The 17,672-nt window shown below is 58.8% G+C and carries 16 protein-coding genes; 9 read left to right on the forward strand and 7 right to left on the reverse strand.

The window, feature by feature from the left end:
* The first annotated feature begins 35 nt into the window (after positions 1-35).
* The 7 genes from ACQ4N7_RS21805 to ACQ4N7_RS21835 all read left to right on the forward strand — a co-directional run bounded on the left by ACQ4N7_RS21805 (position 36) and on the right by ACQ4N7_RS21835 (position 7,223).
* Positions 36-665 (forward strand): nicotinate-nucleotide adenylyltransferase, encoded by a 630-nt coding sequence (locus ACQ4N7_RS21805; protein WP_430713597.1) that lies wholly within the window; start codon positions 36-38, stop codon positions 663-665.
* The gene (locus tag ACQ4N7_RS21810) at positions 626-1,372 is read left to right on the forward strand and encodes an NUDIX hydrolase (protein ID WP_430713598.1); all 747 of its coding nucleotides are present in this window, start codon (positions 626-628) and stop codon (positions 1,370-1,372) included. Before ACQ4N7_RS21805 ends, ACQ4N7_RS21810 begins: the two co-directional genes overlap by 40 nt.
* Positions 1,373-1,417: 45 nt before the next feature.
* The gene (locus ACQ4N7_RS21815; protein ID WP_430713599.1) at positions 1,418-2,422 is read left to right on the forward strand and encodes a DNA-methyltransferase; all 1,005 of its coding nucleotides are present in this window, start codon (positions 1,418-1,420) and stop codon (positions 2,420-2,422) included.
* Between the two features lie 4 nt (positions 2,423-2,426).
* Positions 2,427-3,089, forward strand: a complete 663-nt coding sequence (locus tag ACQ4N7_RS21820) for a hypothetical protein (protein ID WP_430713600.1) — start codon at positions 2,427-2,429, stop codon at positions 3,087-3,089.
* Positions 3,090-3,171: 82 nt separating this feature from the next.
* Positions 3,172-4,971 (forward strand): NAD+ synthase, encoded by a 1,800-nt coding sequence (locus tag ACQ4N7_RS21825; protein ID WP_430713601.1) that lies wholly within the window; start codon positions 3,172-3,174, stop codon positions 4,969-4,971.
* Between the two features lie 95 nt (positions 4,972-5,066).
* Entirely contained in the window at positions 5,067-6,440 is a 1,374-nt protein-coding gene (locus tag ACQ4N7_RS21830; RefSeq protein WP_430713602.1) for a (Fe-S)-binding protein, read from the forward strand.
* A gap of 63 nt (positions 6,441-6,503) precedes the next feature.
* Positions 6,504-7,223: a PAP/fibrillin family protein gene (locus ACQ4N7_RS21835; protein ID WP_430713603.1), complete on the forward strand. Its 720-nt coding sequence runs from the start codon at positions 6,504-6,506 to the stop codon at positions 7,221-7,223.
* Here the strand turns inward: ACQ4N7_RS21835 and ACQ4N7_RS21840 are convergent.
* The 6 genes from ACQ4N7_RS21840 to ACQ4N7_RS21865 all read right to left on the reverse strand — a co-directional run bounded on the left by ACQ4N7_RS21840 (position 7,220) and on the right by ACQ4N7_RS21865 (position 14,874).
* Positions 7,220-8,293, reverse strand: a complete 1,074-nt coding sequence (locus ACQ4N7_RS21840; protein ID WP_430713604.1) for an alpha/beta hydrolase — start codon at positions 8,291-8,293, stop codon at positions 7,220-7,222. The genes ACQ4N7_RS21835 and ACQ4N7_RS21840 overlap by 4 nt on opposite strands.
* 5 nt (positions 8,294-8,298) lie before the next feature.
* A complete protein-coding gene (locus tag ACQ4N7_RS21845) occupies positions 8,299-9,036 on the reverse strand; it encodes a PHP domain-containing protein (RefSeq protein WP_430713605.1) in 738 nt (245 codons plus the stop codon).
* Positions 9,037-9,293: 257 nt separating this feature from the next.
* On the reverse strand, positions 9,294-9,629 hold the full coding sequence (locus tag ACQ4N7_RS21850) for a DUF3082 domain-containing protein (protein ID WP_430713606.1): 336 nt from the start codon (positions 9,627-9,629) through the stop codon (positions 9,294-9,296).
* A 353-nt stretch (positions 9,630-9,982) separates the two neighbouring features.
* Positions 9,983-11,431 (reverse strand): protein adenylyltransferase SelO, encoded by a 1,449-nt coding sequence (locus ACQ4N7_RS21855; RefSeq protein WP_430713607.1) that lies wholly within the window; start codon positions 11,429-11,431, stop codon positions 9,983-9,985.
* Positions 11,432-11,799: 368 nt separating this feature from the next.
* Entirely contained in the window at positions 11,800-12,291 is a 492-nt protein-coding gene (locus ACQ4N7_RS21860; RefSeq protein WP_430713608.1) for a hypothetical protein, read from the reverse strand.
* A 150-nt stretch (positions 12,292-12,441) separates the two neighbouring features.
* Positions 12,442-14,874, reverse strand: coding sequence for an NB-ARC domain-containing protein (locus tag ACQ4N7_RS21865; RefSeq protein ID WP_430713609.1), 2,433 nt, complete (start codon positions 14,872-14,874; stop codon positions 12,442-12,444).
* A gap of 196 nt (positions 14,875-15,070) precedes the next feature.
* Between ACQ4N7_RS21865 and ACQ4N7_RS21870 the strand changes: the two genes are divergently transcribed.
* Entirely contained in the window at positions 15,071-16,045 is a 975-nt protein-coding gene (locus ACQ4N7_RS21870) for a ferritin-like domain-containing protein (RefSeq protein WP_430713610.1), read from the forward strand.
* A gap of 210 nt (positions 16,046-16,255) precedes the next feature.
* Positions 16,256-17,029, forward strand: a complete 774-nt coding sequence (locus tag ACQ4N7_RS21875; protein ID WP_430713611.1) for an isoprenyl transferase — start codon at positions 16,256-16,258, stop codon at positions 17,027-17,029.
* A gap of 11 nt (positions 17,030-17,040) precedes the next feature.
* On the opposite strand, the gene ACQ4N7_RS21880 is transcribed toward ACQ4N7_RS21875, so the two are convergent.
* Entirely contained in the window at positions 17,041-17,604 is a 564-nt protein-coding gene (locus tag ACQ4N7_RS21880; protein ID WP_430713612.1) for a hypothetical protein, read from the reverse strand.
* Positions 17,605-17,672: the final 68 nt, after the last annotated feature.

Consider the following 17,672-nt stretch of genomic DNA (forward strand, 5'->3'; position numbering starts at 1 on the left):
CCCTGACCTCGCCTGACCTAACCGCCCGCTGCCCTATGGATTGTCCTGAGACGCTTCGTATTGCCCTGTTTGGCACCAGTGCCGACCCGCCCCACCGGGGTCACGCCGCCATTTTGACCTGGCTGGCCACTCAGTTTGACCACGTGGCCGTGTGGACGGCGAACAATCCCTTCAAGGCCCACCAGACCGACTTGGGCGATCGCTTTCGCATGCTCGAACTGCTGATTGCCGAGCTAGACACGCCCTCCCGCCGGGTGCAGGTCCATCCCGAACTGAGCCACATGCGCACCGTTGTCACCCTGGAGCGAGCCCGACAAATTTGGCCCAGTGCCCAGTTTTCTCTGGTTGTTGGGGCCGATCTAGTCGAGCAGTTGCCCACCTGGCATAGGGCCGACGAGATCTTCGCGGCGGTCGATATTCTGGTGATTCCTCGCCCAGGCTATAACCTCACTGAGGCGGAGTTGGCCGATCTGCGGCAGCACACCAGGGTTACCGTAGCGGCTATGCCTGCGATCGATGTGTCGTCGTCCCGCTACCGGCAGTGCGACGATGCCCCTGCCCCCGCTAGCGCCCCCAAGCTCACCCCAGCGGTGCAGGCCTACATTGCTCAACACCACCTCTACCCATGTCCGCAAAACTCCACCGCACCTCTGACCACTCCCTAAGCCCAGTGCCCCTGGCCGACTTCAAGGTGGGGGTCGACAACGTCATTTTTTCGGTCGATACCCAGCAGAATCGGCTGCTGGTGCTGGTGGTCATGCGCCCTGACCCACCCTTTGCGGGCTACTGGAGCCTGCCCGGCACCCTGGTGCGCCAGGGCGAATCGCTAGAAGACGCCGCCTACCGCGTGCTGGCCGAAAAAATTCGGGTTAACACCCTGTATCTGGAGCAGCTCTACACCTTCGGCGGCCCCGATCGCGACCCTCGCGAGTCGCCCACCGCCTTTGACGTGCGCTACCTCTCCGTCAGCCACTTTGCCCTGGTGCGCTTCGAGGATGCCGAGCTAATTGCCGACGGCGTCAGCGGCATTGCCTGGTATCCGCTGGCCCAGGTGCCTCAGCTGGCCTTCGACCACAACGAAATTTTGGCCTACGGCTATCGCCGCCTGCGCAACAAGCTGGAGTACAGCCCGATCGCCTTCGACGTGCTGCCCGAGGTTTTTACCCTGGGCGACCTCTACCAGCTCTACGTCACCGTGCTGGGGGAAGGCTTCTCTGACTATTCCAACTTTCGCGCCCGGCTGCTAAAGCTGGGCTTTTTGCAGGATACCGGCCACAAAGCCTCGCGCGGGGCTGGCCGACCCGCCAGTTTATACCGATTTGATGCTGCTGCGTTTGAACCCTGCAAAGACAAACCGATGGTGTTTATCTAGCTAGAGCCCTGATTACTGCCCTAGAATAGTGTCATTTTTTGAATCATGAAAAGTAAAGCCCCACGAAATCGAACTCTTTGCCTCAGTGATGCGGAGCAAAAATCACTATTGAAGAAAATAATTAGCTTGAATCAAAAAAACAAGCTAGAGGAAGTCATAAATCGAACAATCTGCCAAGATATATTTGATGCATCTTTATATCTTCCTGAGAATTTTGTGGATCTGATGATTGTCGATCCGCCATACAATCTTCAGAAAAATTTTAATGGGAAAACATTTAATCGCCTAGACGATGATGACTACAATGCTTGGGTTGACGCCTGGATATCGAGGATAAAAAGCGTTCTAAAGGAAGATGCATCTTTATATTTTTGCGCCGATTGGGCTACATCAGTTGCTATGTATCCAGTTTTGAAGAAGCACTTTAAAGTTAGAAATCGAATCACGTGGGAGAGAGAAAAAGGCCGTGGGGCTAAATCCAATTGGAAAAATTCCTGCGAAGATATTTGGTTCTGCACAGTTTCAGACGATTACTACTTCAACGTTGAGGCTGTTAAATTGAAACGGAAGGTTATTGCTCCTTATAGAACTGAAGAAGGAAAGCCAAAAGACTGGGAGGACAAGGGTTCCGAGAGGTTTCGGCTTACCCATCCTTCTAACATTTGGACAGATATCACTATTCCCTTCTGGTCCATGCCAGAGAATACAGATCATCCAACTCAAAAGCCGGAAAAGCTTATTGCCAAACTGATTTTGGCAAGCTCCAAAGAAAATGACGTAGTATTCGATCCTTTTTTGGGCAGCGGCACTACCTCAGTGGTGGCCAAAAAACTGAATAGACAATTTTTGGGTATTGAGGTAGAACCGGAATACTGTTGCCTGGCAGAAAAACGCTTGGCTTTAGCAGATCTAGACTCTAGTATTCAAGGCTATTCCGATGGAGTTTTCTGGGAACGCAATACTCTCTCGGAGCAAGCCAAAAAGAAAAATCATCCGCCTCAGACTCCTGAAGATCTTGCACTACTCGAAAAGCAGATGACTCTGTTGTAAAACTATGAATCCATCTTTTTACTATGATGGCCACTATCTGAATGTGGCTAATCAGGTTAAAGCATATTTGAATGACCAGGCCGATTTTCTCTCGGCAGGAACTGTCAGAAGCACTAGGGCAGCAGGAGATGCACTCGAAGGAATGGTGGCCAATGTTTTCGACACCTTTCTGCAAGATTCTTGCAAAGAGTATTCTAAGGAGTTTGCAAGAAGAGCCATGGCAGACTTGGCTTTTCTTGATTCAGAAGATTTTTACACCGTTGTTGATGTTAAGACTCACAGGGCAGACACGGAATTTAATATGCCTAATCTTACCTCTGTCGAAAGAATATCTAGATTCTATGAAAGTGAAAAGAATGTATTTTCTCTATTAATGATTAAATACGGCGTCGAAAACCTCAAGGTGACTGTCACAGACGTTACATTTGCACCTATAGAATTTCTGGATTGGAGTTGCCTTACACTTGGCGCTCTTGGCTGGGGGCAGATACAAATAAAAAATTCTAATAACATTCAGATTAATCATGGATATTCTCGAAAGGCCTGGATGCTTCGACTCTGCAATCTGCTGACAGACACATTCTATCCTAGAGAGATTTTAAAAATTGAAGAGCGTATAGCTCGGTTCGAAGAGATCAGGCAGTTTTGGATTAGTAAGCCAGACTAAATGATTTTAATACCTAGTTTTTTATGAAAAAACAGACTGAACAAATAAGTGGTTAAGAGTAAACTTTTCTTTCCTAAGCCCTATGAAATTTGCGATCGCCCAGCTTAACCCCACCATTGGTGACCTGACCCACAACGCTAAGCAGGTGCTCGAGGCCGCCCGCCAGGCCGATCGCCTGGGGGCTCAGGTGCTGGTCACGACCGAGCTGGTGCTGTGCGGCTACCCGCCCCGCGATCTGCTGCTGCGACCGGGTTTTATTCAGGCGATGGCCGACACCCTGGAGGCCCTGGCGAAAGATTTGCCACCTCACCTGGCGGTACTGGTGGGGTATGCGGCGGCCAACCCCAAAGCCCGCTACTCTGGCGAAAAACCGTTGTTCAACAGCACTGCTCTGCTCCAGGGGGGGCGGGTTCAGCAGGTGTTTCACAAGCAGCTGTTGCCCACCTACGACGTTTTCGACGAAAATCGCTACTTTGCCGCCGGGCAGGGGCCGAGCAGCTTTACGCTGCCCTGTGGCGACTGGGGCATTCGGGTGGGCGTCACCATCTGCGAAGACCTGTGGAACGACGAAGAGTTTTGGGGCGGTCGCAGCTACCCCCGCAACCCGATCGCCGATCTCGCTGGCGAAGGTGTCGATATCGTTATCAACCTGTCGGCCTCGCCCTACTCGCTCAACAAAGCCCAGCTGCGCGCCGCCATGCTGGCCCACAGCGCGACCCGGTTCCGCTGCCCTATTCTCTATGTCAACCAGGTGGGAGCCAACGACGATTTAATCTTTGACGGCACCAGCATGGCCTTTAATCGCCAGGGCAACCTGGTGGCGCGGCTACCCGCCTTTGAGGCCGGGCTGGCGGTGGTGGAGTACGACCCCGTTGGGCACGATCTGCGCCCGGCTGCGCTCGCGCCCCTGCCCAGCGATGAAAACGAAGCCCTCTGGTCGGCTCTGGTGCTGGGGGTGCGCGACTACACCCGCAAATGCGGTTTTTCTAAAGCGGTGATTGGCCTCAGCGGCGGCATTGACTCGGCGCTGGTAGCCGCGATCGCCGCCGCCGCCCTCGGCCCCGACCAGGTGCTGGGCGTGCTGATGCCCTCCCCCTACAGCTCAGAGCATTCGGTTAGCGATGCGATCGCCCTGGCCGACAACTTGGGCATCGCGCACCAGACTCTGGCGATTGGTCCCCTGATGACCGACTACGACCAGGTGCTAGCCCCTATGTTTACGGGCACCAGCCCCGGCATTGCCGAGGAAAATATTCAGTCGCGCATTCGCGGCAACCTGCTGATGGCGATTTCGAACAAATTCGGTCACCTGCTGCTGTCGACGGGCAACAAGTCAGAGATGGCGGTAGGCTACTGCACTCTCTACGGCGATATGAACGGCGGCCTGGCGGTGATTGCCGATGTGCCCAAAACGCGGGTCTATGCCCTCTGTCAGTGGCTTAACCGACAGGTCGGCAGTGAGCACAGCGGCGCGGCCCTGGCTAGCCTGGCAGAACTGAGCGATCGCGCCAGCGCCCTCACTACTGGCCTTATTCCCCAGCCCATTCTCGACAAGCCCCCCAGCGCCGAACTCAAGCCCGGCCAGGTCGATCAAGACTCCCTGCCCTCCTACGACGTGCTCGACGACATTCTCGATCGCCTGGTGCAGCGCCACGAGTCGGTGGCCGATATCGTCGCCGCTGGCCACGATGCCGCTGTGGTCGACAAGGTCGTGCGGCTGGTGGCGCGGGCCGAGTTTAAGCGACGCCAGGCTCCGCCCGTGCTCAAGGTCACCGATCGCGCCTTTGGTATGGGCTGGCGCATGCCGATCGCCAACCGCTGGACCAGTGAGGTACAGGCCGTAGCCCAGCCATCCGACCCTGAACCCCTGTTGCAGACCTAGAGTTCCTATAGTTGCCATTGCAGGATTTTTGCGGCATGGCGGCAATAGCTGGGAGCGTTCGCGCTAGCCTAAACATAGCCCTTACCCGCGTTTCCATGCCGACCTCAGAGTCTTCAGCCCCTACCGCTTGGCCCACCTCCGCCAGTGTTGCCAACGGCTTCGATGACCAGCATCCCCCCGACCCCAAGCTGATCGACGCCTGCGTGCACTGCGGGTTTTGCCTCACCACCTGCCCCAGCTACCGAGTGCTGGGCAAAGAAATGGATTCGCCCCGGGGCCGCATCTATTTAATGGATGCGATCAACATGGGCGAAGCGCCTCTGTCGGCCACCTCGGCTCAGCACTTCGACTCGTGCCTGGGCTGCCTGGCCTGCACCACGGCCTGCCCCTCGGGGGTGCAGTACGACCAGCTGATTGCGGCGGTGCGGCCTCAGGTCGAGCGCAACCACAGTCGGCCTTTGCCGGAGCGGCTGGTGCGATCGCTGATTTTCAGCCTGTTCCCCTACCCCACGCGGCTGCGGGCGGTGGCGGGGCCGCTGTACCTGTACCAGAAGCTGGGCCTCTCCAGGCTGGTGCAAAAAACCGGGCTGCTGGCCAAACTCTCCCCCAGCCTGGCGGCGATGGAGTCGCTGCTGCCGCCGATTACCGCCGAGAGTTTTCAGGATGACCTGCCCGAACTCGTGCCTGCGGTGGGCGAAAAGCGCTACCGGGTGGGCATGGTGCTGGGCTGCGTGCAGCGGGTGTTTTTCTCCGATGTGAATGCCGCCACGGCACGGGTGCTGACCGCCAACGGCTGCGAGGTGGTGATTCCCCACGAGCAGGGCTGCTGCTCGGCGCTGCCCGCCCACCAGGGGCAGGAGGCCCAGGCCCAGGCGCTGGCCCGCCGCATGATCGACTGCTTTGAGGCCGCCGAGGTCGATTTTGTGGTGATTAATGCGGCGGGCTGTGGCCACACCCTGAAGGAGTACCACCACATTTTGCAGGACGACCCGGAGTACCGCGATCGCGCCCAGGCCTTTGTCGCCAAAGTCAGAGACGTACAGGAATTTCTCGCCCAGGTGGGCTTGACCACGCCCCTGCACCCGCTCACCGAGGGCACCCTGCCCATCGTCTATCAGGATGCCTGCCACCTGCTGCACGGGCAAAAAATTAGTCTCCAACCCCGCCAGCTGCTGAAGCAAATTCCCGGCGTGACGCTGCGAGAGCCCATCGATGCGGCCCTGTGCTGCGGCAGCGCCGGGGTCTACAACATGCTGCACCCCGAGGTCGCCACCGAGCTGGGCCAGATGAAGGTGAAGAATCTGCTGAATACCGGTGCGGCCCTGGTGGCCTCTCCCAACCCCGGCTGCTCGCTGCAAATTCAGCAGCACATGGCCGATCAGCCCCGCGCCATTCCCCTCTTTCACCCGATCGAGCTGCTCGACTGCTCAATTCGCGGGGTGCCGCTGCCCCTAGAGACTCAAGTTTGACGGGCGGGGGTATTCTAAAACTCTAGGCCACAACCCGGCCATTTCCTTCACGTTTCTGCCGCAATGACTCCCGTTCACCACCGCCGCCTTCAGCTCAAGACCCAGCTGCTCCAGCAGATCGAAACCCTGGAACCCGAGGACGCCATTCTGCCCGCCGAGCACCCGGCGATCGATCAGATCATCTGTGAACTAGAAACCCTCAACCCCATCGACCAGCCCCTGCGCCCGGAGCACTGGCCCATGCTGCTGGGGTCGTGGGCGCTGGTCTACGCCTCGCGGGGCACGGTGGTCACGCGTCGCATCGGTCGCCAGTTTCCGCTGCCCGTCGGCATTCAGCGGGTGTGGCAGCGCTTGACCAGCCCTGAGAGCACAGGCGCAGCGATGCTCAAAGACCAGTCCCTGGAGGCGATCGCCAAAGATCGAGGGTCGGGCGCGCTGGTCTTTGACCGGCCCTTGAGGGCCATCGCCAAAGACCAGCACCTGGGAGCTATTGCCACCGAAAACGGGGCCGTGCTCTCGCTGCCGTTTCTGGGCGAACTCACCGCCACCGCCCAGGGCATCTGGCAACCCTTTGAGGAAGGCGAAAGCGCCCGCGTTAGTTTTGGCGCTTTTAGCGTCCAGGCTACCCGCTTGCTGGGCATCACCGGGCTGAACCTGCCCCAGATTACCGTGCCTGTGCTGGAGTTTCTGCGCCAGGAGGCCCTGTGGATTACCTCCTACCTGGACGAAGATCTGCGGTTTGGGCGCGGGGCCACGGGCAATTTATTTGTGTTTCGGCGTTAGCGATCGCGCGGCGATCGCCCCAGCCGCCTGCCGTCCAGTTCGCGCTTCACTGCGATCGCCCACTTGTCGACCATCGTGACCATGGCGGGCATGTCTTTAGACGCTTTGCTCTGCCAGCCCAGCTCGGCTACCACCTGGTTAAACGTTCGGTTTTGGGTCATGCGGTAGGCCATTTCTTCGACCTCGGCCCAGGTTAGATCGCTTTCGACAAAGGCCTGGATCATGACGTTGAGCAGGTGTTGGTAGCGGTTGCCCTCCTGCGCCGTCATCATGGTGTGGGGAATATCGAGCACCTTGTTAAACAGCACGTGCCAGCTGGTGGGCTGGTGGCTGAGGGCGGCGGCAAAAAAGCGCTGATGGTCAAAATTGCTGACCGCCCGATCGCTTTCGCTAGAGATCGTAAAGGTGGGCGCGATCGCGGACTGTTTGACCCGCTGCTGGCACAGCTGGCCCAGCTCAAGTACAGCTCGCAGCGCCGGGGTCGTAAAGCCCGAGTAGCCCAGCGGTGGCGCTTGAGCCGCCGTCGCCGGATCGACGATTTGCTTGGGAGCCGTGGCCCAGGCAAAGTAGGTATCGACTTTTTTCACAAACAGGTCGATTACCCTGCTGCTGGCGCTGAGGTAGGGCGCGCAGAGTACCGCGCGATCGACCTGGGCCGGTTTCTCTAGCGCCAGCCAGGCCGCCAGGGTGCCGCCCCCCGACAGGCCGCCCACCACCACGCGATCGCCCAGCAGACTGACCAGATTCAGCCACTGCAGGCCAAACGTTTGGTACACCTCGGGGGCGGTGGGCAGGGGCGGCGGGTTATCTTTGCCCCAGTTGCCAGCCCGACCATGACCGGGCAGCAGCGGGGCCACGACGTTGTAACCGGCCCGGTAGAAATGCTGGCCAATCCGCTCCATCTGGTAGGGGCCAGCGGTAAAGCCGTGAAAAAATAGACAGACGCGATCGGTGGGCTGAGCCTGCAGCCAAACTCGCGTGTGCAGAGCCGCATCCATCAAACCGTGGTGGGCTTCCTGCTGCTTCAAATCGTGCTCAAGTGCCCGTTTCAGGCGACTGTAGCTGGTCATAGGGGCTACAGTCGCCGCAGTAGACTAGGGCCGTGGGTGTCGGTACCGCAGGTGGTTAGCAAGCCGTAGTCTTGGGCCAGCTGCTCAACGGTGGGGGTATGGCGGGGGCAGGGCACCCATTCTTCGGGGTTAGCGTAGGCGTAGTAGGTTTCAACCCCGTCGATACCCAGCGCCGCCGCAATGGGAATGAGCTGCTTAGCCGAGACCCGATAGCGGGCCGGGTGGGCCAGCACAGCAATCCCCCCAGCCGCCTGAATCGCGGTGATGACCGCCGCCGCCAGCTTGGCCTCGCCCCGAGGCGCGTAGCTGCGCAGGTAGGGCTCGATCGCATCGTGGGCGGGCGCAAAGCCGTAGCCCAAAATGTGAACCTCAGTTTCAGCCAAAATAGAGGTAATTTCTACGCCCGTAAACAGTCGGGGTACGGCCCCTCCCTTGCCTCGCTGACGACGGCGCAGAGAGGTGGGGTTGCGCCACTGCCAGTCTTCGAGCCAGGCCTTGGCCTGCTGGTAGCCCTTGACGGTGTGGTGGTCGGTAATGGCAAAGGCGCTGAGGCCAATATTCACCACCTGCTCCATTAAACCGGCGGGGGTGAGCTTACCGTCGGAGCAGGCGGTATGCATGTGAAAGTTGTAGGTGTAGGGGCAGCTGGTTGCGTCAACAGCGGCGAAAATTTCTCTCAGCATTTTGGCATCCCCGGTGCGAGGGCGCTGGCTAAGGGTGCTGAGACTGGGAGTGGCAACCATGAATCTTGAGGTGGAGTGCGGCGTTTTACCTAACGTTCTTTATTAAATATATAACTTTGGCCGGTTGACTGAGGAAAAATTTGTGCTTTGATCGATGATTGACCCAAATTTTTACCTTTCAATCCGGTCGGAACGGAGCCAGGCAGCATAGCTCGTGTCTAACCGCTAGGTTAAAGATGTCTTTAACCTAACAAAAATAACCCCGACAAAGTGTTCGTTACTGACCGATCGCAGACCAGCTTGCCAATGGAAAGCGACTACGGCTCTTCGGCAGAGGCCGCAGGCCGACCCGCCAGTCGCCCCCAGAGCAGCTGAATGCCCAGCAGAAACAACCCCAACCCCGCCAGGCCAAACACCCCCGACCCCAGCGCCGCCATGCCCACCACCAGCGTGCGCACCGCCGCCGAGATATTAGCCACCGCCGGATTGTCTGACACGACCGGATGGGCCGCAAAGTTGGCGGCGATCGATAGCATCAGGCGGTAGGCCAACATAGCGATGGTACCCGCCACAAAAGCGCCGCTAAAGCACTGCAAAATTTTGGCGGCGGGCGTCGGTGCAAGAGAGCTGGCGGAAGCTGGGTCGTCGGACATGATGAAGGCTCTTGATTAAAGACTGTCTACATATTGCCACTACATATTGCCAAACTAGGGATTGCCAAACCAGGGGCATTTGGAGTATCAGAGCCTATCGATAGGCTGAAAAGGGGGAACTTTGCCCTGAAAATAATCGAGGCCTGAGCGGAGTCGTTCGTGAAACGTCTCCCGAAGGGAGAAAGCCCGTTCCCTGAGCGGAGTCGAAGGGAACGGCTGGAAGTGTTTTTATCGTTTGAAGTGGCGCATCAGCATCATGGGACGTCGCCCTCTAAATACGATTTGCACAGCGCATAGCCTGGGTCTGCCAGAGACAAAAACCGACTCGAAACGGGCATCTTTTCAGAAACCACCTAGCCCTGCCCAAAGGGATGCTGAACTTTATTGAGCAAATCGTAAAAGGGTTGCCAGTTGTCGTCGGTGGTAATGGGTTCCCAAATTTCCTCAATGGCGGGGCGCAGCAGTACGGTTTCGGGATTGGTGCGTTTTAGCAGTGACGCAACGCCCGCCATCTTTTCAGCATCGAGGCTCTGCAAGCAGCGGTAGTAGGTCTGCCGCCAGTCATCGAGCTGAGAGGCCGCTGCTGCGTCTGAGGCTTGCAGCGTGGTGCTGAAGATGAGAGTGGCGTGCTCGCGCCAGGCTGGAGAGAACTGTTGGGCTAGGGCCAGGAAAAAGTCGTGGTAGCCCACAGTGACGGCACTCAGGAGGGCGATCGTTTGGCTGACCAGAGCGGTCGCCAGGTCATCTGCCAGGGATTCAAAGCCTAACTTGCGCAGCATCAGCTGCTGGTAATAAGCCTCGTAGCGATCTTTAAAGGGGGCCAGAGCCGCTTCCAAATCGGCCTCGGGCATAATCAGCTTGAGGGGCTTTTGCAGCGCCTTGAGGTTCATCTGGCAGATCAGCGGCTGGTTGCCGTAGCTGTAGCGCCCGGCGTAGTCGAAGTAGGCGGCGGTAAAGCGCGGGTCGTAGCCATCCATAAAGGCGTAGGGGCCGTAGTCGAAGCTTTCGCCCGTGATCGACATGTTGTCGGTGTTGAGTACGGCGTGGCAAAAGCCCACTGCCATCCACTGGGCGGCGAGACGGGCGACGCGATCGCACAGCTCTTTGTAAAAATGCAGATACCGCTCCTGGGCATCGGTAAACAGCCGTGCCTCGGGGTAGTAAACGTCGATGACGTGCTCCAGCAGTTTGGCAATCAGGTCGGGGCGATTGTGGTACTCCAGCCGCTCAAAGGTGCCAAAGCGAATATGCGACTGGCTAAAGCGCACCAGCACCGCCGATCGCGTTGGGGAAGGCTCGTCACCGCGCCACAAGGCCTCGCCGGTTTCAACCAGGCTGAAGGCGCGGGAGGTGTTGACCCCCAGGGCATGGAGCGCTTCGGAGGCCAGCACCTCGCGCACGCCACCCTTGAGGGTAAGCCTGCCGTCGCCGCCGCGCGAGTAGGGCGTGGTGCCAGACCCTTTGGTGCCAAAGTCGTAGAGGTTGCCGTTGGTGCCGCGCACCTGGCCGTAGAGAAAGCCGCGCCCGTCGCCCAAAAAAGGGTTGTATTCGCCAAACTGGTAGCCGTGGTAGCGCAGGGCCAAAAAGGGCTCGCGCCCCTGAAACTTGCCAAAGGCTTCAATGAAGTCTTCGTCGCTGACGGTGGCCGGGTCGAGGCCGAGCAGCCGCACCAGGTCATCGTTGCGAAAGCGCAGCATGTGCTGCGGAAACTCGGCGGCGGGGACGATGTCATAGTAGTCATCGCCCAGGGATTCCAGGGCGGGCAGGTAGTCGAGGGCGAGCAGGGGGTTGGCGGCGGTCATAGATCTAGGGCGTTAGCAACAGCACTTTAGCAACAAGAGTATTACTTAAGTATTGCAAAAGTATTGCAAGTCTGACGCCCGGCGATTGCAATGGAAACGAAGATCCCAGAATTCTGACGCAAGATCTGCCGTCTTGGCCACAGCCTTGCTAGAACTCTGGGATCTGAGCCACCCGCATCTCGACTCCGCTCGATGACCGCTCTCGACTCCGCTCGATGACCGCTCTCGACTCCGCTCGATGATTGCACCTTCCCGAATAAGAATACTTTGCGCCAGTTGATGTCGACTCACGCGATCGCTATCGCCTGCGTACTCAAAGTCTGTAGCTTTTCGACTAAAAAAACTACAGACTTTAAGCTGTATTTGGTTTAGCCAATCACTTCAAATTCGATCACATCGAAGTCACTGCCCCGCAGAACAGACTCTATTTGCTTGCCTCGAAAACGCTTTCCGGTGACGCTCTCCATCACGCCCTGAACCGCACCTAACGTGAAGGTTAGCTTGCGGGGCGATCCTTCAGGTTCGCCAGCCGAGCAAATCGTTTCGCGACAGTAAACCAAAATCGATTCGCCGGCTTCAACAATTTTTTCGACCAAGCAGAGGCGAGTGCCGTCTTTGCCCAGTGCAGATTGAAGAACATTGGCCAGCTCGTCAAGCGGCATAGCTTTTTCCGCAATGCCCAATTGCTCTGCTACCTGGCGGCCCCGTTGACGACCCGCACCAATCAATGCGATCGCGGCAGCCTTTTCACCTAAAACTTCTTCGGTGCCAACAACTAATGCTCTAAAACAAATAATGCTGCTAAAGTCGCCAAGTTCAGATCGTAATTCAGTTACAGATGGAATGACAGCAGTGGGCATAGTGGGTTCCTTAGTTTTCACCTAGGTGTCGATGTTTCGCATTATTCCCAATGCTGTGAAGGATAGGCTTCCGTAATTTCCGCCAAACGGCTAACAGGAATTATAAAAACACACAGATTTTTATATGTTTACAATTCAAATTGTTTTTTATTAATCACCCTGCCAGGCCTTTTGGGCTCTGGCCACCTGCTGCGGGGCAGGGATGGCCTGAAACAAATCCAGGGCTTTGCCAAAACAGGCTTTCGCTTCTGACCTGTGCTGGGGCCGAGTGGCCAGGGTGAGGGCGCACTGCAGGTAGGCCGCCGCCAGATCGCCGTGGGCACCCACTTCATCCAGCAGGGCGATCGCGCTCCGACAATCCTCTACCGCCCCGGCCAAATCTCCCTGCTGAGACTTCATGCGCCCCAGCCCCACCAGGGCATTGGCCTTAATTTGCAGGTAGTGACCCGCCGCCGCCGCCTGAATTGCAGCATTAAACAGAGATTCAGCCGTATCTAAATCGCCCAGGTTGAGATAGGCGTGGCCCAAAAGCTGCACAAAGAAAGCGTGTCGCCCGCTCTGACCCCGGCCTCGCACCTGCTCAATGACGGCATCGGCCAGCGTTTTCGCAGCGCTCTGCTTGCCCTGGTAGGAGAGCACCAGCGCCAGACAGGTGGTGGCCTTGTCGGCCCAGGGCTGGTGGCGAGTGCCGGTGGCGGTGGCAATCACCTGGCTAAACCAGGTGGCGGCAGTCTCCAGGTTCCACAGGTCGAGGTGATATAGGCCCAAGCTGAGCTGAGAGTCGACGACCAGCATGGTGAGGTAGTACCAGCGGTGGGTGGTGGGGTCAGGGGCCTCGGTGTGCAAACAGGTTTGGGCGATCGCGATCGCATTCTGCTGACAGGCGATCGCTTGCTCCAAACGCCCCTGTATCCAGTACAGGTCGCCCAGAATGTTGGCCAATTCGCTGGCGTCGGCATTTTCTGGCGGAATGTGGTCGATGATGGCGGTGATGGCATCGGTGACTGGCTGCACCAGGCCCATGCGGTAGAGGGTGCTGCCCAGGGGCAAAAACTGCTGCCACTGGTTGTCGCGGCTGTGCAAAATCACCCGCGCCGCCGCGCCGTAGTCGCCGATGGCGACGTAGTGGTAGTAGGCTTCCAGCGCCTGGATGGCATCGTCGAGGCTGCAAATGCGCTGAATGCTGTCGCTCCAGCAGCGGGCGGCGGCGCGGTGGGCCGACTTCCACTCGGAGGAATCCTGGGCATCGGACGTCAGCTGAGCCAGAGCCCCCGCTCGCACCACCGGGTGCAGCCCGTAGCGACCCTGGCGGCACTCTAGCAGCGATCGATTGCGCAACGAGGTGACAATGGCCTGGTGGCGCTGGGCAGGAATGTCGGCCATCAGGCACTGCACCGCCGCCCAGGGAATAGTGGGCACATCCTGGTAGCGGTAGACGCCCAGGCGACAGAAGAGATGATAGGCCTCGGGATCGAGGGCTTGCAGGCGGTAAATCTGGCTTTCGACCAGGTTTTTTAAGTCCACGGGGCCGAGTAGATCCTGGCTGTGGGCCTGCCAGTAGAGCCCCAGGCTGCCCTCAAAGTCGGCCTGTACCGCCCCGGCCAAAATTTCCATTGCCTTGGCGTTGCCGCCGTAGGCACCGTGCATGGCGGCTAGCACATCGCCGTTTTCAGGAAGGCCCCGGTGGGCGAAGTAGGTGGCCCAGGCGGTGACGCTCAGCCCTGGCAGCCGGTAGTGGGCGATGGGAATGCCTGGTTCGCAGAGGCGATCGCGGCTGGTGAGCAGCGTTAGCGTTTGCCCTCGACTGTCGGCCAGCACCCGCAGCAGTTCGCTGTAGCGACGGTGAGTTGAAATAAACTGGCCCTGGGCATCGAGCGCTGGCTCCAGGTTGTCGATCAGCACGGCGACCCGCTGCTGGCGCAGGTGACGACGCAGGCGATCGAGGGTGACGCCAAACTCGCGCCCCGGCTCGACGCCAAAGTCCTGACGCAGCCATTCTTCGACGACCCACTCCACCGGGGTAATGTCGGCGGGGTCTTTGGCCATCAGCAGTTCGAGAGTGAGATCGACTGGCTGCTGGGCGACGAAGTGCTGGGCCAGGGTGGTTTTGCCCAGGCCGCCTTCGCCCTGAATCAGAATGGTGCGGTGGCCCTGGGCGATCAGGGTGGTGAGGTGGGCGATCGCCGTCTGCCGACCGACAAAGTTAGGGTTTGCCGCAGCGATAGCCGCCGTTTGGGCAATATCAACAGGAACCAGCGCCCCTCGCGGCCCCGCCGAGTCGGCCAAGCCCAGGGCGGCGCTGGCCCCCGATACATCAATGCCCATCTTGAGCAGCGATCGCTTCAGGGCCGACTTGAGGGTCGATTTCGTCACCTTTTCGCCGGTCACCTTGGAGAGCAGCCGCCACATCTGGTAGGCGACATCCTTGATATGGCCCTCGGTGTATCCGGCGGTGTTAGCAATATCGAGATACTTTTGCCCCTGCCACACCTGACGCAGAATGGTGCGCTGCAAATCGTTCAGATGCCGCCCGGTGACGGTGAAGACAAGCCGGTCTGCCAGTTCTACCGCATCTGATGCCATAGTCGTGTGTATCCCCTACGGCCCCAACTCTAGCCAAGATTCAGGTTTCTTTCATTCCCAGTGGACAGTTTCCGTCTTTTTCCGCCTCTGGGGCCAAACCGCTTTGACGCCAGCCCGACTCGGCCCGACTGACGGCGGCCCTGCGAGTCGCTACGGTGAACTTACTCAACCGTAGCGCATTGAGAGTGTATCAAATATGACGGCTACTCCTGTTCTTTTAACCGTCGATTCTCCTGGGCACGACCTGGCGGGGCCGTGGTGGCCGGCCCCAGCTATGGCTCAGGTCAACCAGCGCATTGCCGCGCTCACCCGACGATACGTGACGGTGGAGCATTTATGCGATCGCCTCGCTGATCTGCCTCGCCAGTTCCAAACCCCGCAGCCGCGCCGCTGGAGCCGGGTCAACTGGGGCACCATTCACCCCGACCAGGTGACGGGTATGTCGCTCGACACCTTCTGCGCCATTCTGCTCGGCACCATCAACACCGAAGCCCCGATTCGGGGCTACACCCAGGCCAGCCGCCAGTACCTGGAGCAGTTTTATCCCCAGATGGCCCAGTTTGTGGGGGGCACAGTGGATGCCGACGGGCAGATAATTACCCCCGGACTGTGGGAGCGCGAAGAAAAGCGCCATACCCCGGCCCTGACCATGCTCTACCACCGCCTGAGCAGGAAGCAGCCCTACCCGGTTCCCCACGCGGCCCGACCCTACACCCCCAGCGGCAATCCCCGCGCCGACCTCTACCGCCACGGGCTACACCGCATTGCAACAGAATACGGAGCCGCCTGCCTCTACCTGTGGATGATGGCCTACACCACCGGCCCCACCCAGGCCGTACTGGCGGAACTGCTGATCGACGAAGTCAACCATATGACCAAGTTCTGGGGCTTTGGCCGCTGGGCCTACCCCGAAACCAACTTGGGGATGATTGTCGGCACCCTATCTAAGGCGATGGTGCAAAAGTGGCGACAGCCGCATCTCCAGGGCAGCCTGATTCACACCCTGCGCCGCATGACGGCGGAGTTGGCCTGGGAGCAATGGAGTTTCAGTCATCGGTTCACGTTTCTCTACGCCGCTGATCGGGTGATGCGGGTGCTGTGGCGGTGGGAGCGATCGCTCACGCCCGCCCATCTAACAGAATTATTCGGCCCCAACCCCACCCACGCGTAGAGTGCATAGCGCCAGAGGCGCGGCTCTGCCTACGCGGCTAAGCACCCTCATTAAATTTCAAAGAATCATCGTTGGAGCCGCAATGCACCGAAGAAATACTCAACGTAGTGAGCGGTGCATTGCGGCTCAGCATCTAACTGCTGAGCCGCCAAGGTTTCTTGGCCGCGAATGCACCCTACCTATGTCTATGTTTTTAAGGAGTTTAAACCTATGCTTCAACCGATCAATTATTCAACCCTGCCCGCCGACCTGCACCCCGAAGCCTTGCCTGCCCACGTGGCGGTAATTATGGATGGCAACGGGCGCTGGGCCACTCAGCGGGGGCTACCGCGAGTGGCGGGCCACCGCCAGGGGGCTAAAACCGTCAAAGATCTGCTGCGCTGCTGTAAAGACTGGGGCATTGGGGCGCTGACAGTCTACGCCTTTTCGACCGAAAACTGGCGGCGACCGATGGCAGAAATCACCTTTTTGCTGCGCCTGTTTGACCGCCTGCTGCGCCGCGAGCTGGCCGAAATGCAGCGCCAGGGGGTACGTATTCAGTTTTTGGGCGACCTGTCGCCCCTGCCCGATCGCCTGCAAGACCTGATGCAGGAGGCGATGGCCGTGACCCGCCACAATCAGCGCGTGCAGTTTAACGTGGCCGTCAACTACGGCGGCCGCCAGGAGCTGGTGGCGGCGACTCGCCACATTGCCCAGCAGGTGGCCTGCGGTGCTCTATCCCTAGAGCAGGTAGATGAAGAGGCTCTGTCTCGCGTGCTGCTGACCTACCCGCTCCCCGACCCCGATTTGCTGATTCGCACCAGCGGCGAACAGCGACTGAGCAACTTTTTGCCCTGGCAGCTGGCCTACACCGAGCTGTACTTTACCGATGTGCTCTGGCCTGAGTTCGATCGCGCCGCATTTCACCAGGCGCTGCAGTGGTACCAGCGGCGGCAAAGGCGCTTTGGGGGCCTGACACCGATGCCTCTCGCCCAAGAAGGCTAGGGAAACCGAGGCTAGAACCGGGCGCACTGGTCTTCTTTGTTGCCGCGCACGATGTTGCCGTTGCCGCTGGGCACTGGGCTGTTTTCTTTGCACTGCAGGTTGCCGTTGATGCGGTTGCTAAACACGCGCAGGCCGCCTGCGTTCTCGTAGGCCTGCAGGTTGCCGCCGATGGTGTTGCCCTGGCTGAGCAGCGATCGCGTATTTTCTTCAAACTGTAGGTTGCCACCAATGCGGGTGTCGGCCACCATCACTGCGCCCGACTGTTTGATTTGAATATTGCCCCTCACTAGAGAGCGCATGTTGACCGTCACCTGGCCAGCATTTTCAGCCTGAATATTGCCCTCGATGCGTACGCTGCGAGCGACCAGCACCGCCCCTGACTCGACAGTGATATTGCCGTCTACACGGGTGCCGTTGAGGGTGCAGGTTGCGCCATCGGGCACCCGCAGGTTTTCGACCGTGGTATTACCCAGGTGACCTCGGCAGGTTGTCTCGTCGGCCCGGCTGGGGCTAGAAAAAGCCATGGCGCTAGACAGCCCAACCACGCCCGCCAGAAGAATGCTTGCCGCTCTCATCGCGCGCTCCTCTCAGTAGTTTCATGCAAACTACACCGAGAGACGTACGGTTTAAATCATTTGTTGCT

Source organism: Nodosilinea sp. AN01ver1 (genome assembly GCF_050565655.1).
Taxonomy (GTDB): domain Bacteria; phylum Cyanobacteriota; class Cyanobacteriia; order Phormidesmidales; family Phormidesmidaceae; genus Nodosilinea.